The sequence below is a fragment of the Thermomicrobium roseum DSM 5159 genome (assembly GCF_000021685.1).
GTDB classification, from domain to species: Bacteria; Chloroflexota; Chloroflexia; order Thermomicrobiales; family Thermomicrobiaceae; genus Thermomicrobium; species Thermomicrobium roseum.
On record NC_011961.1, the window covers coordinates 543,021 to 565,344 of the forward strand.

17 protein-coding genes, 1 tRNA gene and 2 pseudogenes are annotated in these 22,324 nt (G+C 64.1%); 5 read left to right on the forward strand and 15 right to left on the reverse strand.

What is annotated here, in order from left to right:
* Positions 1-71: 71 nt before the first annotated feature.
* Positions 72-824 carry a coenzyme F420-0:L-glutamate ligase gene (cofE, locus tag TRD_RS11680; protein WP_012642974.1) on the reverse strand — a complete coding sequence of 251 codons (753 nt, stop codon included), beginning with the start codon at positions 822-824 and terminating at the stop codon, positions 72-74.
* 3 nt (positions 825-827) lie between these two features.
* Positions 828-1,241 (reverse strand): PPOX class F420-dependent oxidoreductase, encoded by a 414-nt coding sequence (locus TRD_RS11685; RefSeq protein WP_012642831.1) that lies wholly within the window; start codon positions 1,239-1,241, stop codon positions 828-830.
* Positions 1,242-1,389: 148 nt separating this feature from the next.
* On the opposite strand from TRD_RS11685, the gene TRD_RS11690 reads away from it, so the two are divergent.
* From TRD_RS11690 to TRD_RS11695, 3 genes and pseudogenes are all read left to right on the forward strand, one after another.
* Entirely contained in the window at positions 1,390-2,268 is an 879-nt protein-coding gene (locus TRD_RS11690; protein ID WP_012643161.1) for an alpha/beta fold hydrolase, read from the forward strand.
* The gene (locus tag TRD_RS15230) at positions 2,246-2,374 is read left to right on the forward strand and encodes a hypothetical protein (protein WP_012643006.1); all 129 of its coding nucleotides are present in this window, start codon (positions 2,246-2,248) and stop codon (positions 2,372-2,374) included. Before TRD_RS11690 ends, TRD_RS15230 begins: the two co-directional genes overlap by 23 nt.
* Before the next feature lie 12 nt (positions 2,375-2,386).
* Positions 2,387-2,716: pseudogene (locus TRD_RS11695) on the forward strand (peroxiredoxin family protein); the annotation flags it as partial.
* A gap of 286 nt (positions 2,717-3,002) precedes the next feature.
* Here the strand turns inward: TRD_RS11695 and TRD_RS11705 are convergent.
* Both TRD_RS11705 and TRD_RS11710 read right to left on the reverse strand, forming a co-directional pair.
* Positions 3,003-3,830 (reverse strand): sugar phosphate isomerase/epimerase family protein, encoded by an 828-nt coding sequence (locus TRD_RS11705; RefSeq protein WP_012642711.1) that lies wholly within the window; start codon positions 3,828-3,830, stop codon positions 3,003-3,005.
* A gap of 637 nt (positions 3,831-4,467) precedes the next feature.
* Positions 4,468-4,543 (reverse strand) — tRNA-Lys (locus TRD_RS11710).
* A gap of 151 nt (positions 4,544-4,694) precedes the next feature.
* On the opposite strand from TRD_RS11710, the gene TRD_RS11715 reads away from it, so the two are divergent.
* Together TRD_RS11715 and TRD_RS13940 are read left to right on the forward strand one after the other, a co-directional pair.
* Positions 4,695-4,949, forward strand: coding sequence for a hypothetical protein (locus TRD_RS11715; protein ID WP_012642417.1), 255 nt, complete (start codon positions 4,695-4,697; stop codon positions 4,947-4,949).
* Positions 4,946-5,779: pseudogene (locus TRD_RS13940) on the forward strand (DUF92 domain-containing protein). Before TRD_RS11715 ends, TRD_RS13940 begins: the two are co-directional and overlap by 4 nt.
* Here TRD_RS13940 and TRD_RS11725 read toward each other — a convergent pair.
* From TRD_RS11725 to TRD_RS11775, 11 genes are all read right to left on the reverse strand, one after another.
* Positions 5,740-6,405 (reverse strand): chlorite dismutase family protein, encoded by a 666-nt coding sequence (locus tag TRD_RS11725; RefSeq protein ID WP_041437325.1) that lies wholly within the window; start codon positions 6,403-6,405, stop codon positions 5,740-5,742. The pseudogene TRD_RS13940 and the gene TRD_RS11725 sit on opposite strands and share 40 nt — an antisense overlap.
* 349 nt (positions 6,406-6,754) lie before the next feature.
* The gene (locus tag TRD_RS11730; RefSeq protein WP_012642968.1) at positions 6,755-9,418 is read right to left on the reverse strand and encodes a M16 family metallopeptidase; all 2,664 of its coding nucleotides are present in this window, start codon (positions 9,416-9,418) and stop codon (positions 6,755-6,757) included.
* Positions 9,419-9,473: 55 nt separating this feature from the next.
* On the reverse strand, positions 9,474-12,257 hold the full coding sequence (gene acnA / locus TRD_RS11735; protein ID WP_012642545.1) for an aconitate hydratase AcnA: 2,784 nt from the start codon (positions 12,255-12,257) through the stop codon (positions 9,474-9,476).
* 422 nt (positions 12,258-12,679) lie between these two features.
* A complete protein-coding gene (locus TRD_RS11740; RefSeq protein WP_143714800.1) occupies positions 12,680-13,690 on the reverse strand; it encodes an XdhC family protein in 1,011 nt (336 codons plus the stop codon).
* An 82-nt stretch (positions 13,691-13,772) separates the two neighbouring features.
* Positions 13,773-16,118, reverse strand: a complete 2,346-nt coding sequence (locus tag TRD_RS11745) for an aerobic carbon-monoxide dehydrogenase large subunit (RefSeq protein ID WP_012642423.1) — start codon at positions 16,116-16,118, stop codon at positions 13,773-13,775.
* A 3-nt stretch (positions 16,119-16,121) separates the two neighbouring features.
* On the reverse strand, positions 16,122-16,622 hold the full coding sequence (locus TRD_RS11750; protein ID WP_012642493.1) for a (2Fe-2S)-binding protein: 501 nt from the start codon (positions 16,620-16,622) through the stop codon (positions 16,122-16,124).
* A gap of 12 nt (positions 16,623-16,634) precedes the next feature.
* A complete protein-coding gene (locus tag TRD_RS11755) occupies positions 16,635-17,510 on the reverse strand; it encodes an FAD binding domain-containing protein (protein ID WP_012643055.1) in 876 nt (291 codons plus the stop codon).
* Between the two features lie 285 nt (positions 17,511-17,795).
* A complete protein-coding gene (locus TRD_RS11760) occupies positions 17,796-19,772 on the reverse strand; it encodes a S9 family peptidase (RefSeq protein WP_226980741.1) in 1,977 nt (658 codons plus the stop codon).
* Positions 19,773-19,823: 51 nt separating this feature from the next.
* Positions 19,824-20,438, reverse strand: coding sequence for a nucleotidyltransferase family protein (locus tag TRD_RS11765; protein ID WP_012642544.1), 615 nt, complete (start codon positions 20,436-20,438; stop codon positions 19,824-19,826).
* Positions 20,435-21,076 carry a response regulator gene (locus TRD_RS11770; protein WP_012642656.1) on the reverse strand — a complete coding sequence of 214 codons (642 nt, stop codon included), beginning with the start codon at positions 21,074-21,076 and terminating at the stop codon, positions 20,435-20,437. Before TRD_RS11770 ends, TRD_RS11765 begins: the two co-directional genes overlap by 4 nt.
* Complete coding sequence (locus tag TRD_RS11775; protein WP_012642779.1) at positions 21,073-22,320, reverse strand: GAF domain-containing sensor histidine kinase; 1,248 nt, start codon at positions 22,318-22,320, stop codon at positions 21,073-21,075. Before TRD_RS11775 ends, TRD_RS11770 begins: the two co-directional genes overlap by 4 nt.
* Positions 22,321-22,324: the final 4 nt, after the last annotated feature.

The window sequence follows — 22,324 nt, forward strand, 5'->3', positions numbered from 1 at the left end:
GGTCCCCCTTTCACTTGGCAGAATAACCGAACTCGAAAGGATTCTAAGTCCTCAGCGTCCCAGCAGCAAGCTCAGCGGAAAAGGTCGCGCTCGGCTGGCATCAGAAGCTCGCGGGCGCTTCCCTCCCCAGGTTCGTACCGGAAACCCCGCACGATGACTGCCGGACACCCTTCGGTCTTTCCCATGACCAGCTCAGCTGCTGCGGCCAGTTCATCGGCGATCGCGATCACCGTGACCCGGAGTTCGTTGCCGAAGGGGTCGCGTTGTCCCCGATAGTCGCGTAGGGGTCGCATGCCTGCCACGCCGATCGCGACGTTCACGATCCCGTTGCGCCAGGCCCGACCGAAGGTATCGGATACGATCACAGCCGGGGTCCAGCCGACTCGTTCCCCGAGTTCCTCTCGGATCTGAGCGGCCGAGCGATCCGGATCGAGCGGGAGCAGTGCAGCATAGCCGGCAGGGACATTGGAGAGATCGACCCCAGCATTGGCGCAGACGAACCCGTGGCGGGTCTCGGCGATGATCAAGCCACGATCCATCCGGACGATCCGTGCGCTTTCGCGAAGCACCAGCTCGATCTGGCGCGGATCGCGCTCCCAACGTTGCCCATAGGCGATCGCGAACGGCGAGGGCTCGATCCCGGCCAGTGCCACTACCCGCCCCTCGGCTTTGGACACGAGTTTCTGGGTGACCACCAAGACATCTCCCTCTTCGCCAGTGAGGCCACAGGCTGCCATGCCGGTGAGGACGAGCTCAGCGACCGAGTCGCCCGGACGGGCTTCCGGAATCCTCCGGATCGGGATGAGGCGCACCTCGTCGGTCATCGTTCAGGCTCCCGCAAAGCCATGCGCGAGCACCCGCTCGATCCGCAACAAGAGCGTCACCCGTCGTTGTGCCCGGAACTGTGGGATCCAGGAACGAGCTTCCTCCTCCCCCACATAGCGGACCGCCAGGCGCGCGATATCGGCCTGTGCCCGTTCTTGGTCCTCGATCAACTCGACTCGCCCGATCACTGTCACGTAGCGATAGCCATCGGCGATGCAGAGCGAGGCACGAGGGTCGCGCCGGAGATCGTCCAGCTTGGCGCGACCGACGGCGGTATTCATCAGAATCGTTTCCTGATCCAGCACGTCATACCACATGACCGATTGGCGCGGGAGACCGTCTGGCGCGATCGTCGCCAGCACAGCGAAGCGCGGTGCGAGCAGGAAGTCTCGGAGGTACTCTGGAATCACGGCCACTGATCGTTCCTCCCTCACCCGTCGATCGACCGACCCCGAGCATGATACGCGAGCGCGTTGGTTCGGTAAGCCTATTTGTCTCCTCGGCGTCGGTCACCTTGCTGAGCGGTCGGTCGACTTGCCATGCTTACCGAGCGAGGTGCCGGCCATGGAAGCACGGCTGACTCCAAAGACAGTCGCTCTGGATGGACTCCTGCTCTTCGTCCTGGAGGCAGGTGAAAACCGCCTCCCCTTGCTCATTCTGCACGGCTTTGCCTCGAGCGCACTCGCCTGGACCGAGGTCATCCGAGCGCTCGCACCACAACGCCGTGTGCTGGCCTACGATCGACCTGGCTTCGGACTGACCGCCGTGACCAGCGACACGTGGCATGGGCTGGACCCATACGCGCCCGCTGCGCAGGTCCCGATCGCCCGCGCGCTCGTGCAGCACCTCGGTGTCGGGCGGTTCGCGGTGCTCGGCCACTCGATGGGTGGTCGGCTCGCGTACGAGCTCGCCAGGGCACTTCCCGATCAGGTCGTCGCCGCGATCCTGGTGACACCAGCCTGGGAGCGACCGAGCGCTCCGCGATTGGCTCGTTTCGCCCGTCAACCGCTGGTGGGTGCGCTCGTGCGGAGCGTGCTCCGCACGAGTAGCCCGCTGGCACTCCAGTTCGCTCAACGCCGGGTCTGGGCGAGTCCACCACCGAAAGGCCGCGAGGAACTGGCGTCGGTTGCCGTCAGCCTCGCGGGATGGGACGAGCGGCTCTGGCGGGTGACGCTCGCGACGCTGGCCGAGTCGTCCGCCAGGCGGCCGGAACAGGCTCCGACGGTACCGACGCTCGTCGTGCTCGGTGAGCACGATCGGATCGTCTCCAACGAGCGGACGCTCCAGCTCGTCGCCGACTGGCAGGCGGCTGGCGCGACCGTCCGGGTGGAGCGCTGCGCGCGGAGCGGCCACTTGCCGCATGTCGAAGAGTTCGCTCGGTTCGTTCAGCTCGTGGAGGAGTTCCTCCAGGAGGTCGAACATGCCGAGACTCCAGCCAGGTGATCGGCTGCCGGAATGGCAGGCCGTTACGCTCTCTGGCGAGCCGGTCGGCAGTGGGACGCTGCGTGGTCGTCCAGCGGTCATCGTCCTCCTGCGCGGCTTGCGTTGACCCTATTGCCGACGGCACCTGGCGCAGTTGCGCCAGCACTATGACGAATTCCGCAAGCGGGGTAGCGCGATCGTCGCGATCGCGCCCGATGGACCGCGCTCGCTTGCCCGCTTCTGGGAGCAGGAAGGGATGCCGTTTCCGGCGGTGGCCGACCCGGAGCACCGGATCGCCGAACTTCTCGGTCAGGAAGTACAGCTCCTCAAGCTGGGACGCATGCCAGCAGTCCTGGTCGTCGATCCGGATGGTATCGTGCGAGCCGCCTGGTACGGCGAGTCGATGCGGGATATTCCCAGCATAGAGGAAGTCTTGGCCGTGCTCGACAGCCTCGGTGCGTCCGTCTGAGGCCACTCTGAGAAGGATGAGAAAAACGGAGAAGGATGAGAAAAACGGTCGCCGACCCTCTGCTCGTTCAGGCGAGATCCGCTGGCTGATCGAGGTCTTGCACGAGCTCCGGACGCCGCCGCATGACCGAACGGGCGTGAACCAATGCTCGCCCGGGTGACGACGCACGATCGTGCTCGCCCGCCACTCGGGTCCAGACGACTTCCCCGGATCCGTCTCCGAGTTCGCGACCGGTACCGATCACCACTGCTCGGGAGGACACTCCGTCGGTTCGTGCACCGGTCGGTCAAGACGGTGCGGGAATACCCTCGAGCAACTGACGCAGTGCGCGCAGCGCGGTCAGGAAGGCGGTCCGGCCGGTGAAGCCCCCGTGCGATCCAGCGATCAGAAGGTGCGGCTCCAGGGAGAGGTAGCCGCGGTAACCGCGAGTGGCGAGTGCAGCGAGCGTTTCGGCGATTTCGCCATCGCCCGCACCTGCGACCGTCACTTCTCCGGAACCGAGGACTGCATCTTTGACATGGACATGAGCGATGAACGGTGCGAGCATGGCAAATCCCGTGGAGAAGGGCCGCACGCCACATCGAACGAAATTCGCTGGATCCCACACTGCCCTGAACCACGGCGAACCGATCGAATTCAAGAGATCGAAGCAGCGGTGCGGAATGTCACCATAGATCTCCTTCTCATTTTCGTGCAGCAAGGTAATGCCTGATTCCGCGGCACGATGGACCCATTGTTCGATACGCCGCAGCACTTCGTCCCGGTAGCGCTCAGGAGGCTCACCTGGTGGCAGGTAGAAGGAGAAAACGCGAACTCCCCAGCTGCCGAAACGACGGGCGATGGCGAGAGCTCGGTCGAGGCGCGCCGATTGGAAGGCGGCTGGGTCGGTGATGAGACTTTTGCCGACTGGGGAAGCGATCACTGCTACAGTCATCGTGCGTCGGGCGACCTCTTGGGCGAGCGCTGCCAATTCCTCGTCAGTCAAATCGAGCACATTTTTCCCCCACGCGCTGCGCAACTCCACCGTGTTTATCCCTGCCGCGTGCATCGTGTCGAGGGCAGGAGCCGGATCGGGGTGGATTTCGTCGGCGAATGCTGCCAGCTTCCAGCGCATGACGCGAAACCAACCCGCAATTGCATCCCATCTCAGCGCACACGCCACCGCGACGCTCAACAGTGTCGGCGCTCGCGAGCCTCACTGACCTTTCTGCGGCGCTCGGTGCGCCGGCGAGCGAGCCGCTGCCCCTCGACTGTATAGGACTCTACGAGCGCAGCGGCGAAGTTCCGTGTCGCCGTCCTCTCCTTCCTACCGCCCAGCGAAGAGCCGCTCGTCTGCGGCGTCCTTTCCGAGTCAACAGCCACCGAGGTGCCGACCGTCGGTGGCTCGCGTTTGCGATGCACGTCAGCCTGCTGCTGCCCGCCCACCGTCGTGCGGGGCTTGGGACGACCGCTGCGAGTGAGCTGTTCGTCGATCGACCCGCTAACTCGATCTCCGGCACGCCCCGTGCACCTTTGGTGGTGAAGCCAGTGTCGATCCAAGGACGGTGAGCACGAATCTTGGTCACTCACCGATAGGTGTCACGGCCGATTACGACGGCCATGTCACCACCGCCATGGCACGGCCGGCACTGGAGCAGCTGAACGCGCCTCTCGGTGACCGATTCCGGTACCAATTCCCGGAGAGACGCGGCACGACCAGCCTGACGCGGCCGACTGTCAGTTCGGTTCCACGTCACAGTACGATGTTTTTGTGGTAGGCCGGGTGGGACTCGAACCCACAGCCCGCGGATTAAAAGTCCGCTGCTCTGCCAGTTGAGCTACCAGCCCGCATCGACCCGGCGCTGATCCTGCACCGAGCCAGTTTCAATTGTACGCTATGCGAGGGCGTGCGTGCAGCTTGGCCGGCCATGGTAAGGCCGCCTGGCGCAGCGACTGCTCGCTCGCTGTCCCGTGCTCTCCAGCGTTGGAGGTCGAGACGATGACGCTCAGCGAAGCCGATGCGCGCAACCTCGCGCTCCGCGCGCTCGATCGGTTGGGCGGTCCCCAGGCTGTCTATCGCTCGCCACGACATCCCTTCTCACCGACTGGGATGCGTGTCTTCACGCTCGACGATGTCGAGATCCGCATCCGCTACGGCGAAATCAGCTCACCCGCCGTCATCGAGTTGGCCGGATACGTCTTCGAAATCCGCGAGGACGAGCTGATCCTCCTCTTCCGTCCGCCGTCACCATGAGCACGCCAGAACGTCGCCTCGGCATCCCCCTGCGACTGGCTCTCGGCGCTGCGCTGGCTGCGGTCATCGCGAGCCTCGCCGTGCGCCGGCGTGCCCTCGACCGCGGTGGGGCGCTCGCGGCGGTGCTCGTCGGCACGCTCACGTTCGCGGCGGGTGGCCTGGCGTGGTCACGAGTGATGATCGGTTTCTTCGTGACCGGCAGTCTTCTCAGCCGTGTCGGCCGGCAGCGCAAGCGTGCTGCTGCGACCCAGGGGCAGCGCGGATAGCGCGATGCGCGGCAAGTGCTCGCCAACGGCGGCCTGGCTGCCCTCTTCGCGGCGCTTCACTTGATGAGCAAGCAGCGCAGTGACTGGTCGCTCCCGTTTCTTGGGGCGATCGCCAGCGCTGCCGCTGATACCTGGGCGACCGAGATCGGGATGCTGAGCGCCCATCCGCCGCGGTCGCTCCGGACTGGCCGCCCGGTTCCACCCGGTACGTCGGGCGCGGTCTCGCTGCTCGGCTTGCTCGGTATGGTTGCCGGGGCGAGCTTCGTTGCGCTGCTGGCACCGCGCGGTACACCGCGCCTGCCCATCGCCGTCGCTGGCTGCCTCGGTGCACTGGCCGATAGCCTCCTCGGGGCGACCCTCCAGGCTCGCTATTCCTGTTCGATCTGCCAGCGATCGCTGGAACAGCCGGCACATCCCCCCTGCCCCGGTCCCGCGCAGCGTGTGAGCGGCTTCCCAGGCGTGACCAACGATGCCGTCAATGCGCTCGCGACGCTCGTAGGGGCTGCGCTGGCGAGTCGCCTGGGTCACTGGACCAGGCGGATGAGCGCCTCCCGCGGCTCGTAACGCTGACCGAGGAAGATCGGCGTATCCAGCTGCGTATACTTCCGAACCTCGGCCGCCCGCAAGCGCTGGACCATGGTGATCAAGGTTCCGACATCGTCGTCCTCGAGCGCGACGATGAACTCCTGATCCTGGACACCGAACGAGTTGACCGTGTTGGTCAGCACGGTCGGAAACTCGTCGCCGAGCCGCCCATGCTCGGCCATCAAGCGCCGCCGCTCCTCGAAGGGCAAGAGATACCATTCGGGCGTCTTGACGAAGGGATAGACGCTCAAATAGCGCTTGGGAGGCTCGCCGCGCAGGAAGGCTGGCCCGTGCGTCGGGTCGTATTGTGAGCTTCCGGCCATGCCGAAGTAGGCGTAGCGGACCGGCAAGGCCCGGCCGAGTGCGGTGCGCCGCAGCGCCAAGGCGAGGTCCTGGAAATGTGCCGGATCGTGCCCGAGCAACCAGAATATGAGATCCACGTCAGGACGGAAACCGGTCGCCAAGTAGGCGCCGCGGAGCGCTGTCCCCTCGCTCCGCTCCAAGAGTTGGACGAATTCCTCCACCGCCGGCTCGACTGGACGCGGTACCCGGTCCTGATCCAGCGCGCACAGCCAGAACACGGTGTAACGCGGTAGAGCGTTCATGTCGTCGCGCGTCCTTTCCGATCGACCATCCTTCTCCTGCTCCTCGCTGCGATTCTGCCAAATCTCCCGAAATTGTTCGAGTCGGGCAAAGCTTGACACGTCCCGAACCTGGCCGACTCACTGTGGCGGGGGCCCGCGCACGATGAGAACTGGAAGGACCGGTCCGTTCGACTACACACAGGAGAGATTCACCTCGACACTCGCGACTTCGCGGTCGAACGTTTCGACCGACGGTCCCGGGAGACCAGCCGGCCGCACAACGGCGAGTCGGGACGGAGGGCGCGACTGTTCGGCTGGTTACGCTGCGCAGGCTCGCCGCGCTGGCCGGTCGTCGGCCGCTACTGCGTCGTCAAGGCTGCGGTGTCGGCGGGCTGAGTGGCCCGTCTGCCGCGGGACCGACGATCGTGACCTGCAGACGTGTTGGATCGAGGTAGCGGACAGCCACTGCACGGACCATAGCCTCGTCGATCGCTGCCAAGCGCTCAGGGAGTCGCTCGAGGTAATCCAGACCGAGTTCGTAAAAGAGCGAGTCCGCCAGTGCTCCCGCTAGACCAGCCGCGGTGGAGAGTCCGAGCACGACTGTCCCAGCGAGCGCGGTCTTGGCGTCGGCCAGTTCCTGCGGAGTCGGACCTTCGCGACGGAACTGCTCGACCTCTTCCACAATCTGCCCGATCACCCGCTCGACGTGCACGGGTGCCACTCCCGCGTACGCGGTCCAGAAACCCGTCCCCAGCCCCGTCTCCAACGCACTTGCCGCGTAATAGGCCAGCCCGGACCGTTCACGGACCCGTGCACCGATGCGCCCCATGAGACCCAGCCGCCCCAGTACGACGTTGGCGAGGCGTAATGCCTCGTAGTCCGGGTGTCGGCGTGGTATGGTCAGGATTCCCAGTGCGAGATCGGCCTGTTGCTTTCCGGGCAGTGTCTCCGTCCGGCGTGCGCCGCGGTCAGCGGGGACGACGTCCGGAATCTCGAGCGGCGGAGCGGTTCCCTGCCAGGAGGCCAATGCTCGCCCCAGCCACTCGCTGACGATCTCGGGTTCCAGACCACCGGCCACCGTGATGACTGCTCCCGCGGGTCGATAGTAGGTCTCGTGGAACGCTCGCACTGCCTTGACGGTGAGCGACTCCAAACTCTCCTCGGTACCGAGAATGCGATGATGATACGGGTGACCGGCTGGATAGAGCAGTGCCCGCAACAAGGCATCGGCCTGGGCACGCGTGCTTTGCTGCGCCTGGCGCAGTGCAGTGAGCGCTTGCTGCCGTACCCGGTGCAGCTGCTCGGGCAGGAAGGCGGGAGACACGATGACCTCGACCAACAGCGGTAGCGCCTGCTCCAGAACTTCCACGAGGCAGGTCAGGCCGATATCCACGCTATCGCGACCGACGTTCACGCTGACAGTCGCTCCCAGCCGGTCCAGCTCCTCGTTGAGTGCAGCTTCGTCGCGAGCCAGTGTTCCACGCATGAGCAGCTGGCCCGTGACCGAAGCGATGCCAGGCAATGTTCCGTCCCGCGCCGCACCAGCTGGGATGCGAATGTTCACCACTGCGAGCCCGCTCGCTGGAATCGCCTGACCGGCGAACTGCGCCCCGTTCGCCAACCGGCCGGTCACTGGCACGAGATGAACCCGCGGCAAAAGGACCGGTTCCGATGGTGACGATGCACCACCGGTGAACCAATAGCGGGGCGCCGGCGTCTCGAGCGGTTCACCGGTTACCCCGACGCGCTCCTCGTCGCTCGCTACCGGTTCTAACCAGCCGACCGTCCGTCGTTCCGGTCGGAGATAGGTGTTCGCGACCCGCACCACGTCGTCCGGTTCCACTGCCTGGAGCTCGGCCAACAGGCGTTCCGGTGATCGATCCGGCGCGACAACGGCGAGCGAGCCGAGCAGAGCCGCGCGGCTCTGCGCACTTTCGTTCGCGGCGGCGAACTGCACCGTTAGCTGGCGCTTCGCACGCGCCAGCTCGTCCTGGCCGACGGCATCCTCGCGGAGACGCGCGATCGTTTCCTCGATGATCGTCTCCACTCGAGCTGGTTCAGCGAGTGGCGTGAGCGTCGCGGATACCGTGAAGACGAACGGGTCGAGGGTGAGCGACATGCTCGAGGCTGCTGCAGTGCAAAGTCCGGGAGCGACCAGTGCACGGTAGAGGCGCGCGCTGCGGCCCATTCCGCCGCCACCGAAGGCGACCGGTTTTCCCCCGGAGAGAATCGCGTCGAGAACGAGCAGTGCGGGAATATCCGGGTGGGTCGCTGCGGGCACGCGCCAGGCCATGAGCAGCTGGGCAGTCGGGGCTGGTCGCCGGACAGTCACGCGTCGTTCTCCCCATTGGTCCGGCTCTCGCGCCCGCACTGGCGGGGGTACTGTACCGGCAGGAAGCCCCGCAAAGCGTCGTTCCACCGCGACCAGGGCGGTGTCTGGATCGATATCCCCCACGATCACCAGAATGGCGTTGTTCGGTTGGTAATAGGTGCGGTAGTGCTGGTACAAGTCGTCGCGCGTGATGGTCTGCAGGTCCTCTCGATAGCCGATCACCGGATGCCCATACGGATGGGCCCGAAAGGAAGCCGCCAGGACTTCTTCGCGGAGGTACGTGCTGGGCTGGTTCTCGCTGCCGGCGCGCTCGGCGAGGATGACGGTACGCTCCCGCTCCACTTCCCCGGGGTCGAACGCGGCCGCTACCATGCGATCGGCCTCGATGTCCAGCGCGAGTTGCCAGCCGGGCGTGGGCAGCGTCTCGAAATAAGCGGTGTAGTCCAGCCAGGTGAAACCGTTGAGGGTGCCACCCCAGCGATTGACCTGACGGAAGATCGTACCGGGCGGGAAACGCGGTGTTCCCTTGAAGAGCATGTGCTCGACCCAGTGGGAAATCCCCGTGAGACCTGGTTGCTCGTTCCGACTTCCTACCCGGTACCAAATCCAACAGGAGACGACCGGTGCATGCCGGAGTGGCTGTAGGAGAACCTCGAGGCCATTCGTCAAGCGTGTCGCGATGAATGCGCCATCATCGTGCATCGAGCCCCTCCTCACGACGCCGCGCCGGGCACGCAGCCGGTCGACCGCAGTCCTCTCATGCCTCCCCGCGGAGCAGCCGGCGCAGCACGAACGTGAGGATACCGCCGTGCCGGTAGTACTCGATCTCCATGTCGGTGTCGAGCCGGGCGATCGCCTGGAACTCGATGACCCGCCCGTCCTCGCGCTCCGCGCGTACCGTCACCAACTCGCGTGGCACCAGGCCATCGCTGATTCCAGCGATGGTGTAGCGCTCGCTGCCGTCCAGTCCGAGCGCCTCGGCGTTCTGGCCAGGCAGGAACTGGAGCGGTAGGACACCCATACCGACGAGGTTGCTGCGGTGGATCCGCTCGAAACTCTCGGCGAGGACGGCTCGCACCCCGAGCAGCATCGGGCCCTTGGCTGCCCAGTCGCGCGAACTCCCGCTACCGTACTCTTTCCCGGCGATCACGATGAGCGGAACGCCCGCCATCTGGTAGCGAAGAGCAGCTTCGTAGATCGTCACCAGCTCACCGCTCGGGAAATGCGTCGTCCAGCCACCTTCCCGCCCCTGAGCGAGCCGATTGCGCAAGCGGATATTGGCGAAGGTGCCACGCACCATCACCTCGTGGTTACCCCGCCGCGCGCCATAGCTGTTGAAGTCCTTGGGCTGAACTCCTCGCGCGATCAGATACTGCCCGGCCGGGCTGTTCACGGGGATCGAGCCCGCTGGGGAGATGTGGTCGGTCGTGACCGAATCACCCAACCAGGCCAGAACGCGCGCCCGCTCGATGTCACGGAGCGGAGGCGGCTCGAGCGCGAGATCCTTGAAGAACGGCGGCTCTTGGATGTAGGTCGAGTCAGGATCCCACTGATAGAGGTCACCGGTCGGGACTGGTAACGAGCGCCAGTGCTCGTCCCCAGTGAAGACTTCGCGGTAGCGTTCGATGAACAGTTCTGGGCCGATCGCCTTCTCCATCGCCTCGCGGATCTCCTCCGGCGTCGGCCAGATCTCGCGCAGATAAACCGGCTCGCCATTCGGGTCATACCCGATCGGCTCGCTCGTCAAGTCGATGTCCACTCGGCCGGCGATCGCAAAAGCGACGACCAGCGGCGGGGAAGCAAGGTAGGCGGCGCGCACTTGCGGATGGATCCGCCCCTCGAAGTTGCGGTTGCCGCTCAAAACGGCTGCCACGACGAGTTCGTGCTCTTGCACAGCTTTGGCGATCGGCTCGGGGAGGGGTCCACTGTTGCCGATGCACGTCGTGCACCCGTACCCCACCAGATGGAAGCGCAGCGCCTCCAGATAGGGCATCAGTCCGGCACGCTCGAGATACGCCGTCACGACGCCCGAGCCAGGCGCCAGGCTCGTCTTGACAGCAGGATGAGTATCCAGCCCCCGTTCGACCGCCTTTTTGGCCAATATGCCAGCGCCGAGCATCACCTCGGGATTGGAGGTATTGGTGCAGCTCGTGATCGCGGCGATGACCACCGAGCCGTGTGTCAGTTCGACATGCCGGCCATCCAAGTGCACATCGACCACTTTGCGGCGCTGTCCGACCGGCACCACTGGCTCGCTCGGCTCTTGCGCCTCGTTCACTGAGCCGCCTTCCCAATCGAAGCGTTCCTGCTCGGCCTGTGGTGATGGGAATTGCTCTGGGAATGCGGCTCGGAGCGACGCGGGGAGCTCGGACAGCCGCACCCGGTCCTGTGGCCGTCGCGGTCCCGCCAAGCTCGGCTCCAGGGTCGAGAGATCGAGTTCGACGACCTGGTCGAACAGCGGGTCCGGACTCTCCGGCGTGCGAAAGAGCCCCTGCTCCTTGGCGTAGGCTTCCACCAGTCGGACGTGTCCCTCGCTCCGTCCGGTGAGTCGCAGATACCCGAGCGTCTCGTCGTCGATCGGGAACATCACGGCCGTCGCGCCCATCTCGGGTGCCATATTGGAAATCGTCGCCCGATCGGGCAAGCTGAGATGGCGGAGACCAGGACCGAAGACCTCGACGAACTTCCCGACCACGCCAACCTGCCGCAAGAGTTGGGTGATCGTGAGAACGAGATCGGTCGCGGTCACGCCTCCTGGCGGCTCGTTGATCAGCCGCAGGCCGACGACTTCCGGCAAAAGCAGATAGATCGGCTGGCCGAGCAGGACGGCCTCCGCCTCGATGCCACCGACTCCCCAACCCAGAACACCTAGCGCGTTGATCATCGTGGTGTGAGAATCGGTGCCCACCAGTGTGTCCGGGAAAGCAACAGCTTCTCGATCGCTCTGCCGTACCGCTACGACCGACGCGAGATATTCCAAATTGACCTGATGCACGATCCCGGTACCAGGGGGCACGACGCGGAAATTGCGGAACGCTTGTTGCGCCCAGCGCAGGAGCGCATACCGCTCGCGGTTCCGTTCGTATTCCTTCTCGACATTGCGCTGGAAGGCAACGGTCGTGCCAAAGACGTCTACTTGAACCGAATGATCGATGACCAGATCGACCGGAACCAGCGGGTTGATGCGCGAGGGATCACCGCCAAGGCGTGCGACTGCTGTGCGCATCGCTGCCAGGTCGACGACGGCCGGTACGCCCGTGAAGTCCTGCAAGAGGACGCGCGTGGGCAAGAACGGAAACTCCTTTGCAGGCTTCGTGCCCGGTCGCCAGGCCGCGACCAGCCGAACATCGTCCTCGGTAAAAGGCTCCGCTCCCGCGTAGCGGAGGACATTCTCCAGCAGAACCTTGACGGTGTACGGCAGCTGATCCAAGTCGATCGCCAACTGGTCTGCGACCGTGGCGAGGCGGAAATACCTGACCCGACCCTCAGGCGTATCCAGCGTCGCGCGTGCGCCGAACGGATCGATCCCCTGCGTAACCATCGCCTGCTCTCCTCGCTCCCATCCGCGCCCTCGTTTGGCGCGTCTGATTCCACTTCCTTAACTGTACTGCGCAGCGGTCACCTGCCCAAAGGGAATGTCTGAGTCGTCAGCGGGCCCGCATATCCAGATTTTCCTGACAGACGGAACATGCCCCTCGCGTTATACTGACTTTCGCAGCACGGGACACCGGCGGCCCACTGCCGAAGCGAGTGGAACGTGTTGCGAACATGGCCGACTCGGTAATCCTCGCGAGTCGGTGACTGAATACCCTCTCTGCACCTCCAGTTTCCCCCTCTCTACCCCTCTCTTCGGGGCGGTGGACTCCAGACCGCCCCGACCTCTTGCCTGCGCTCGCCGAGACGACGGCACGGCGAGGCCTGCCAGCTCCCTCGCTCGCCGCTGAGCCGTTCTGGGAACTCGATCTATCGCGTTGTGCTCAGGTAGGCCTCTGGATCCGCCTCGAACAGGCGGCGACAGGCTGGGCAGCAGAAGAAGTACCGCTGTCCTCGGTAGTCGACGACATGCCGAGCGCTCTCCGTGTTCACCGTCATCCCACAGACCGGATCGATCGCCTCGCGGGTGGGAAGCTCGGTGCGTGCGCCAGCTTCTTCTGGACGCCAGGTGTTCCGCCAAACTGACTTGGCGGCGATGAGTTCAGCCAGAATGCTGACCGCGATTTCCTCCGGGCTCGTGGCCTGGATGTCGAGTCCGGCCGGCGCTTTGACCCGCTCCAGCAAGGTTTCCGGCAGCGATCGTGCCAAGGTCTCGCGGATCGCTCGGAATCGCTTCCGACTGGCTACCAGTTCGACGAAGGTGACACCGGCACGCAGCGCGGCTTCGATCGCGTCCTCGTCGTACGCACCGAGGCTGGCGACGACAGCGACGGTCGGCCGCCTTCGCGGTCGATCGCCCGGATCCAGGCTATCCAGCCATTCATCGACCTCAGCCGGCGCTCCGCTCGCCCCAGGGCGCAGGGCGACCACCCAGTAGCCCATCGCCTTGCCCAAGCGGAGAAGCGCGTCAGCGACCGGACTCTCGCCGTAGATCAAGAGTTGCGGTGCCGGGAGAAACGGTTCCAAGAAAATCTCGAGTGCTCCTTCGCTGTGACACGTCATGGGAGCGACAATGACGCCTGGCCGGGGCGGTTGGTCGGGAGAGCCAACAGGATCGATCCGCAGGATCCGCGCTCGTCCATCGTGCAAGGCAGCCATCGCCTCTCGCATGACGGCGGGCTGAGCACAACTCCCACCGACCCAGCCGAAGAGTGCGCCGTCTGCGGTCACGATACCTTTCGCCCCCGGCTTCGCTGAGGTCGGACTCTGGGTCCAGATCACCGTTGCGAGAACGAAAGGTACCCCGCGCTGGCGGAGATCAGCCGCCAGCGCGAAGAGGTCACGTGACAGTGTTGCTTCGGCATGACTTGCCTTCGTCATCTCGCTCGCTCGTCGCTCGTCGGACATCGAGAAAGGGCGCAGCGATCCAGCCCCCGCGACGGACCGGATCGCTGCGCTGCGCTCACTCCGCCACACCCTTCTCTTGGAGAATCCGGTACAGCTTGGCTGGCGTGATCGGGATGTCGATATGGCGCACCCCGAGATGGCTCAGTGCATCGACCACGGCGTTGACGATCGCTGGTGGTGCGCCGATCGTCGGGCTCTCACCGACGCCCTTGGCACCGAGCGGATGATGGGGGGAGGGCGTGACCGTCTTGGCCGTCTTCCAGTGGGGTGTTTCGACTGCCGTGGGCAGGAGATAGTCCATGAAGGTACCGCTGAGCATGGTTCCGTTCTCGTCGTAGACGATCTCCTCGAAGAGCGCCGGTGCCATACCCATCGTCAGCCCACCATGAATCTGGCCCTCGACGATCATCGGGTTGATGATCGTGCCACAGTCATCGACCGCCAGGAACTCTCGGATCTTGACCTGGCCCGTACCGCGATCGATGTCCACGACGCAGACGTAAGCACCGAAGGGGAACGTCAGATTGGGCGGATCGTAGTAGCATTCCGCTTCCAGTCCTGGTTCGAGCCCGAGCGGGAAATTCGTGTAGGCCGCAAACGCGATCTCTTGCATCGTCTTGTACCGATCAGGAGCTCCCTTCACCCGGAAGGCGTAATCCTTCCATTCCAGATCGTCCGGGCTCACCTCCAAAAGGTGCGCCGCGATCAGCCGCGCCTTTTCCCGGATCTTGCGGGCAGCGACCGCAGTGGCTGCACCGGCTGTCGGCGTGCTACGGCTCGCGTATGTGCCGAGCCCATACGGTGCCGTGTCCGTGTCTCCATGTTCAACGGTGATGTATTCGACCGGGATACCGAGCTCTTCGGCGACGATCTGGGCGAACGTGGTCTCGTGTCCCTGCCCTTGTGTCTGGACTCCGATCCGGACGATCACGGCGCCCGTCGGATGTACCCGGATCTCCGCACTGTCGAACATCTTGATGCCGAGAATGTCGAAGGTGTGTGAGGGGCCAGCACCCACGATCTCGGTGAACGTCGAGATGCCGATCCCCATCAGCTCACCGCGCGCCCGCCGCTCGGCCTGCTCGCGACGCAGTTCTCGATACCCGATCATGTCCAGCGCTTTTTGCAGCGCTGCCGGATAATTCCCGCTGTCGTACTCCCAGCCGGTTGGCGACTTGTACGGGAATTGGTGCGGTTGGATGAAATTCTTGAAGCGGATTTCTGCCGGATCCATGCCGAGTTCATCAGCCAGGATATCGACCATCCGCTCGATCGTGTGCACTGCTTCGGTCACGCGGAACGAGCAGCGATAGGCGACGCCTCCCGGCGGCTTCGTGGTGTAGACACCGTCGACTTCGACGTGCGCTGCTTCCATGTCGTAGGAGCCCGTACAGACGCTGAACAGGCCAGCCGGGAAACGCGATGGATTGGCTGCTGCATCGAAGGCACCGTGATCGGCCAGCACCTTGACGCGCAGCGCCCTGATCTTGCCGTCCCGATTGGCTGCGAGCTCGGCGTGGATGTGATAGTCGCGGGCAAAGGAATCAGCCTGCAAGTTCTCGGAGCGATCCTCGATCCACTTGATCGGCTTCTTGTGTTTGAGCGTCGCGTAGGTCGCGATGACGTAGCCGGGGTAGACCGGCACCTTACCGCCGAATCCTCCTCCGATATCGGGCGAAATCACTCGGATCTTGTGTTCCGGAATCCCTGTAACCAGCGAGAAGACCGTCCGGTGCGCGTGTGGGGCCTGCGAGGTCATCCAAATCGTCAGCTTGTCAGTCGCTGGGTCATAGTTGGCGACGCAGCCGCAGGTTTCGATCGAAGCGACGTGGATCCGCGGTATGTACAGATCCTGAGCGACGACCACCTCCGCTTCTTGGAAGATGCGATCGGTCTTCTCCTTGTCCCCTGCTTCCCAATGCCAGATGTGGTTCGTCTTCTGGTCTCGATCGGGGCGTACCAGCGGTGCGTCCGGCTTGAGCGCTTCGAAGGGATCCAGCACCGGCGGCAGCGGCTCGTACTCGACTTCGACTGCGAGCACGGCATCGGCGGCAATATAGCGATCGGTGGCAATGACAGCCGCGACTTCCTGTGCGTAGTAGACCACGCGGTCAGTCGGCAAGACCATTTGTCGGTCGCCCATGAGCGTGGGCATCCACGCGAGATTGGCCTTGGCCAACTCTTCGCCAGTGATCACGTCGATCACGCCCGGCATCGCTCGTGCTTTGGACACGTCGATGCGCTTGATGCGCGCATGGGCATATGGACTACGAACGATGTCCATGTAGAGCATGCCGGGCAGTTTGACGTCGTCGACGTAGGTTCCCTTCCCGCGAATGAACCGCGGATCTTCCTTCCGCTTGACTGGAACGCCGATACCGCGAACAGCTGTCGCTGTCATCGTTCACGCTCCTCCCACACCTGCTGTGGCGCTTTCGCGCATCTTGCGTGCTGCGTACTGGATCGCCTTGACGATGTTGACATAGCCGGTACAGCGGCAGAGATTGCCGGAAATCGCCGCCCGGATCTCTTCCTCGGTTGGATCAGGATTTTCCGCGAGCAACGCGACGGCGGTCATCATCATTCCCGGTGTGCAGTAGCCGCACTGCAGTCCATGCTCTTCCCAAAAGCCTTCTTGGACCGGGTGCAGCTGGCCATCACGCTCCAGACCCTCGACGGTCAGGATCTCGGTTCCGTCAGCTTGTACGGCGAAGACCGTACATGACTTGACGGGACGCCCGTTCCAAATGACCGTGCAGGCACCGCAGCTGGTCGTGTCGCAGCCGATATGCGTGCCCGTGAGGTTGAGGACATCGCGAATGAAATGGACGAGCAAAAGCCGCGGTTCGACTTCGGCGGTGTACGTCCGCCCATTGACGGTAACTGTGATCGGCACACGTTCCATGCTCTGCCTCCCTCATCCGTTGGCTTGTGCTCGCTCGAGCGCTCGACGCAAGGCACGGAACACCATCGTCCGGGCAACCGCTCGTTTGTAATCCGCTGGGCCGCGTAAGTCGCTGACCGGATCGGTTGCCTGCGCGGCGCGTTCAGCTGCTTCCCGGAACAGCTCATCGCTCGGCGGCTGGCCGATCAGGACCTGCTCGGCTGCCGTCGCACGAAGCGGCTTGTAGGCCAGATTGGTCAAACCGATACCCGCCTGGACGATAAGCCCACTTTCGTCCAGCGCCAAAAACGCCGCGGCAGCGGCGATTGCGTAGTCGCCGACTTTACGCTCGAATTTGAGATATGCTCCTCCCGAGCGTGGTGGAGAGACCGGGATACGGATTTCGGTGAGCAGCTCGTCGGGTTCCAGCGCGGTGACGAACGTGTCCACGAAGAACTCATCGATCGGTATGACGCGTTCTCCCTTTGGGCCGTTCGCGACGACCTGTGCACGGAGCGCGAGCATGGTTGCCGGATGGTCATTGGCCGGATCGCCGTGCGCCAGGTTACCCCCGACTGTGGCGAGATTACGGACCAGTGGATCGGCGATCACCAGTGCTGTGTCGTGGAGGATCGGGTACCGCTCGCGGATCAGCGGCGAACGCTCGAGGGTCGATTCGCGCACCAGCGCGCCGATACGCAAGAGCCCATCGCGCTCTTCGAGAAAGTCAAGCCCTGGTACCCGATTGATGTCGATCACGTAATTCGGTTCAGCGAGCCGAAACTTCATCATGGGAATGAGACTCTGCCCGCCACTCAGAACCTTGGCGTCGCTTCCGAGCTGTGCGAGCAGCGAGACTGCTTCCTCCACGGACGATACCCGGCGATAGCGAAATGGCCCGGGAATCATCACCGATCCTCCTTTCGCTCTGCTCCAGCGCAGCACGCTCGACCGTCGACCAGTGGGCCTCACGCTCGGTGAACGTCTGGACGACGTCTTGACCAGAAGGCATGAGAGACCTCGATCAGTGCTCAGCTGAGCTACTCTCCGCTACCCCGAAGTGTAAGGGAAAAGTCTCCTGGAGAGGAACCCTCCGATCGGAGGGTGTTCGCCCTTCCGATCGGAGGGGTGTCTTGGCATGCTGAGTGGTCAGCGAGCAAGCGCGCCGATCTGGCAGGCGTCCGATTCGTCTCCTCATCCGCTTGCCGAGGGCGCCGTCGTTGCCATCGTGACCCGCTCGGGCGCCTCTAGGTCGAGATGCTGAGCGAACCACTGCAGGATGCGCGTCAAGAGGTCTCGCTGGTGGTTCCGTTCCTCGAAGCCGTGCTTCTCACGCGGGTAGGTCACGAGTTGGCATGGTTTTTCGAGGATCTGCAGGGCTCGGTAGAATTGGATGCTTTCGCAGACGCTGACCCGCTCGTCATCTTCCCCATGAGCGATGAGCACAGGAGTTCGGACTCGCTGCACGTAACGGATCGGCGAACGGTCCCAGTACGGCTCAGGATCCTCCGAGGGTGACCGCTCGAAATACGAGAGATTCGCCGAGGGGATATCGCCGAGGTTGTTGTCGCTGATCAAGTTGCAGAGGCCAGCTCCCATGAAGGCGGCACGGAAGCGGTCGGTCTGAGTGATCGTCCAGGCTGTCAGGTATCCACCCCAACTCCATCCGCTCACACCGAGTCGGAAAGGATCGGCGAGTCCAGCTGCGACGAGCGCCTCGACGCCGCTGACCACATCCCGGTACTCGCCGCCTCCCACATCGCCGAACAGTGCGTTGATCCACTGTGTGCCACGGCCAGTGCTGCCGCGTGGGTTTGGGAGGAGGACTGCACAGCCGCGGGATGCGAGAGGTTGCGCCCAGTCGTGCCAGGACGCCACGAACTCGTTGGCCCACTGACTCGTCGGACCGCCGTGAATCTGCACGACGAGCGGATACGGGGGCTTGGCTGTCCCGTCTCGCGGGAGAACGAGAAGCCCTTGCACGGTCACTCCCGGGTCACTGGTCCATTCGATGCTGCGAGCTGGGCATAGTTTGGCTTCGATCTCTGGGTGGAGGTGGGTGCGCCGCTGCAGAGTAGTGTCACCGAGGGATATGTCGTTGGAGACGCGCCAGCACCACACGTCCGGCACATGCTCTGCATCCGACCACACCCCCGCCCACCTCGTGCCGTCTCCACTCCCGCTCACCCTCCCGTGCCAGCTCCCCGTCGTCCGGGGGCACAGCAGGCGCTGTTCTCCGTCCCACTCCAGCCGATAAACCCGCGCGTCCAGTCCCTCGTACCCCACCACGACCAGCGCTTCACCTTGGCGATAGGGGCCCAGATGCTCGACTGTTCCCCGATATCCCGCAGTCAGGCACTCCGCCTCGCCTCCCCGTACTCGCCGTCGGAAGACCGCTTCCCCGTGCACCACCCGACCCAGCGGGCCGCGATAGGCCAGCCACTCGCCATCAGCCGACCACACCAGGTCCTCCGCAACCCCACGCATCGTGAAGAGTTCACGGTACTCGCCACTCTCGATATCCAGCAGCGCCACGCTGGTCACCCGGAACACATCGTCCACTCGCGGGGTTCCGCTGACCGCCAAAGCCAGTCGTGCACTGTCCGGTGCCCAGGCGTATGCCCAGACCTGCACGCGCTCTGGCGAGACGACACGCGCCGCGCGCGTCCGCACATCGAGCAGCCACAACCGCCGATACTTCCAGTCAGCATCCCACACGCGCGCATCGTCGCGCCGCTCGCGGCGCTGCTTCTCTTCCTCGGTCTCCGGTTCGACCATGAGGAACGCGAGAAACCGCCCGTCAGGAGACCAACTGAGGTTATCGATCTCACCCGCCTGATCGAAAACACGAAGCGCCTCGCCTCCGTTCCGCGGTATCAGATAGACACTGGTTTTCCCACGTTCGGCCCGGTCGGACAAGAACGCGATCCACCCGCCGTCAGGCGACCAGCGCGGTTCCCGATCGTGCCAGAGTCCACTCGTGAACTGGCGAGCCTCTCCCTCCATGAACGGCACGATCCACAGGCTACTCCGCCAGTGCTCCTCTTCCCGACTGACCGGGCGAACCACATAGACGATCGTCTCTCCGTCCGGAGCCACCTCGACATCGAAGGGGCGTTGCATCGTGACCAATTCATCGACCGTGAGGATGGTCGTTGCGTTCTCGCTCACCTTCACCTCCTCGCTGTCGAGAACCACGAGGGATATGTCGTGAGGAGCGCGTCAGACCCCTCTCCGTCGGCTCGCCTCGTAGTCCTCCCACGTGTCGATGTCCCCCGGCATTGACTCCTCGATCTCGACCACGCACACGCCCTCACGATACCGATCCACCAGTTTCCACGCCGCCTTCTCACCCCGCAGTTGTCGCAGTTCCGCAAAGAGCGAACGATCGAAGACCAGCGGATGCCCCTCCCTGTCTCGGTACCGCACCACCGCGATCGCTGCCCCTGAACTCTCCCACCCGGCGATCACTCGTTCGATCGTTTCCACCCGTACACCCGGCTGGTCAGCGAGGAGAATCACGACCGCATCGAGCTCGCTCTCCTCCAGCGCCGCGAGACCGCTCCGATAGGATGCTGCACATCCTTCACCCGTCTCATCCGGAAAGACGATCCGCGCACACCCCAGCCGCTCTCCCGCCCGCTTGCCGAGCGCCTCAGCCACGTCTCGCCGTAACACCAAGAGAACCTCCGCCAGTCGCTCGGCACGACAGACCTCCTCCACGACCGCCTCGACGAGCGTGCGGCCGTTCCAGGGCAACAGCTGCTTCGCACGTCCCAGCCGCTCCGAGCGTCCTCCCGCGAGGATGATGGCACCGACTCGCTTATCCCTCGTCACCGTAACCAGCCCCGCTCATTCGCGATCATCACTGCTTCGAGCCGGTTGCGGGCACCTAACCGCCGCAAGACTTCTTGCACATACCCCTTGACCGTATTCTCGCTCAGGAACAAACGATCGGCAATCTCCCGGTTCGACAGCCCTTGCGCGATGAGTCGCAAAACGGAAAGCTGGTGCGGTGAAAGCGGAATATCGGTTATCGCCTTCCGATTCCGCAAGCGCTCCACAACGACCGATGCCACACGCGGGTCGAGCACTGCTTCCCCGCGCGCGATCATCTTGAGCGTCTTCTTCAGGTCGAAGTGCACGATGTCTTTGAGAACGTATCCCTGTGCACCAGCCAGCACGCACCGGTAGACCAGTTCATCCTCGCCGAACGCACTCAGGATCAAAATCCTCGTTTCCGGTACTCGCTCCCGGATCAACCGGCAGACATCATCGCCCTGCATGGAAGGCAATCGCACGTCCACGATGACGACATCCGGGCGCACCGCATCGACCATCGCCACTCCGCTCGGCCCATCGGCAGCCTCTCCCACCACCAGGAAGTCCGGATCGTCGGCGAGGATGTGCTTGAGGCCGTTCCGCACGATCTCGTGATCGTCGATGATGGCCACCCGCAGTGGCTGCCAGCTCACACCTGCTCCGCCCATCGTGGCTCAGCTGGTATCACCGCCCGCACGACGAACCCACCATCTTCGCCGTTGTACCAGGAGAGTTCCCCGCCGACCGCTTCGGCTCGACGGCGCATCGATCGCAACCCGAAGTGCCCGGCCGTCCGCACCGAGACGAACGAGGTGTGCGGCATCCCACAGCCATTGTCCTGTACGACGAGGATGACCGATCGTTCAGTGAAGTGCAAACTCACGATGGCGAGATCCGCCCCCGAATGCCGACGAACATTCGTCAACGCCTCGCACGCGATGAGGAAAATCGCGTCTTCGCGCTCCGGAGGCAAGCGACGCGGCTTGCCCTCGATCACCAGTTCGACCCGCAAGTCCTCGCTTCGGTACCCCTCCACCAGCTGTCGGATGCGCTCGACGAGTTCACCCCCACCGACTGGCATCTCAGCCAGATCGTAAACGACCCGGCGTACCTCGGCTGCCCCTCGCGCAGCAAGTTCCCGGATGCGGTCGAGCGCACGCAGGACCGGCTCCGGCACATCCGGCTGGTCCCGGCACCACGTCGCTTCGATCCCGATCCCGAACATGATCTGCGCGACTCGATCGTGCAAGTCCGCCGCGATCCGATTGCGTTCCTGATGGAGGAGCGCCTCGACCCGCGCGGCATCGAGGCGCGCATGCAGTTGCTGGAGGTCAGCGATCATTTGTCGCTGCCGCTCATAGAGCCGTGCATTTTCGATCGCGACCGCAACCTGATTCGCGAACGTACTGAGCAACCGCTCGTGACGCGCGTCGTACCCAGAGGGGCGATTGGCTACACCGATCATCCCGATCGTTTGCTGCCGCACCCTGAGCGGAACCCCCAGGAAGGTCTCCACCGGTGGATGTCCCCGCGGTGCACCACGATGGAGGGGATCGTTGCGCACGTCGTTGGAGATATTCGGTCGCCCCTCGAGGATCACGACCCCGAAGATCGTGCGGCGAATCGGGATCTTGCGGAACCGCTCATAGAAATCCGATCCATCAGGGACGAAACCGCGGATGGCCGCCACGTCCATCGTTTCCGGTCCGTCGACCAATCCGACGAAGCCGAAGGCGGAGGTCGTCAACGCCAAGCAGTACTCGAGCGCCCGATCCATGACTGCACTGAGCTCGCGCAGACTCGCGATCTCCACGGAAATGGCGTAGAGCGATTCGAGCTGTGCCTGCCAGTCATCTCGCTCAGCGGTCGGACCCAACTCTGGGAGACGCGTGATCATCGAA

What these genes read in the sequence shown, in the direction of transcription:
- acnA (WP_012642545.1), bottom strand. Translation starts at nt 12,257, where the DNA reads ATGGTTACGCAGGGGATCGATCCGTTCGGCGCACGCGCGACGCTGGAT.
- TRD_RS11750 (WP_012642493.1), bottom strand. Translation starts at nt 16,622, where the DNA reads ATGGAACGTGTGCCGATCACAGTTACCGTCAATGGGCGGACGTACACC.
- TRD_RS11775 (WP_012642779.1), bottom strand. Translation starts at nt 22,320, where the DNA reads ATGATCACGCGTCTCCCAGAGTTGGGTCCGACCGCTGAGCGAGATGAC.
- TRD_RS11755 (WP_012643055.1), bottom strand. Translation starts at nt 17,510, where the DNA reads ATGATTCCCGGGCCATTTCGCTATCGCCGGGTATCGTCCGTGGAGGAA.
- TRD_RS11725 (WP_041437325.1), bottom strand. Translation starts at nt 6,405, where the DNA reads ATGAACGCTCTACCGCGTTACACCGTGTTCTGGCTGTGCGCGCTGGAT.
- TRD_RS11740 (WP_143714800.1), bottom strand. Translation starts at nt 13,690, where the DNA reads ATGACGAAGGCAAGTCATGCCGAAGCAACACTGTCACGTGACCTCTTC.
- TRD_RS11745 (WP_012642423.1), bottom strand. Translation starts at nt 16,118, where the DNA reads ATGACAGCGACAGCTGTTCGCGGTATCGGCGTTCCAGTCAAGCGGAAG.
- cofE (WP_012642974.1), bottom strand. Translation starts at nt 824, where the DNA reads ATGACCGACGAGGTGCGCCTCATCCCGATCCGGAGGATTCCGGAAGCC.
- TRD_RS11730 (WP_012642968.1), bottom strand. Translation starts at nt 9,418, where the DNA reads ATGCACGATGATGGCGCATTCATCGCGACACGCTTGACGAATGGCCTC.
- TRD_RS15230 (WP_012643006.1), top strand. Translation starts at nt 2,246, where the DNA reads ATGCCGAGACTCCAGCCAGGTGATCGGCTGCCGGAATGGCAGGCCGTT.
- TRD_RS11705 (WP_012642711.1), bottom strand. Translation starts at nt 3,830, where the DNA reads ATGCGCTGGAAGCTGGCAGCATTCGCCGACGAAATCCACCCCGATCCG.
- TRD_RS11715 (WP_012642417.1), top strand. Translation starts at nt 4,695, where the DNA reads ATGACGCTCAGCGAAGCCGATGCGCGCAACCTCGCGCTCCGCGCGCTC.
- TRD_RS11690 (WP_012643161.1), top strand. Translation starts at nt 1,390, where the DNA reads ATGGAAGCACGGCTGACTCCAAAGACAGTCGCTCTGGATGGACTCCTG.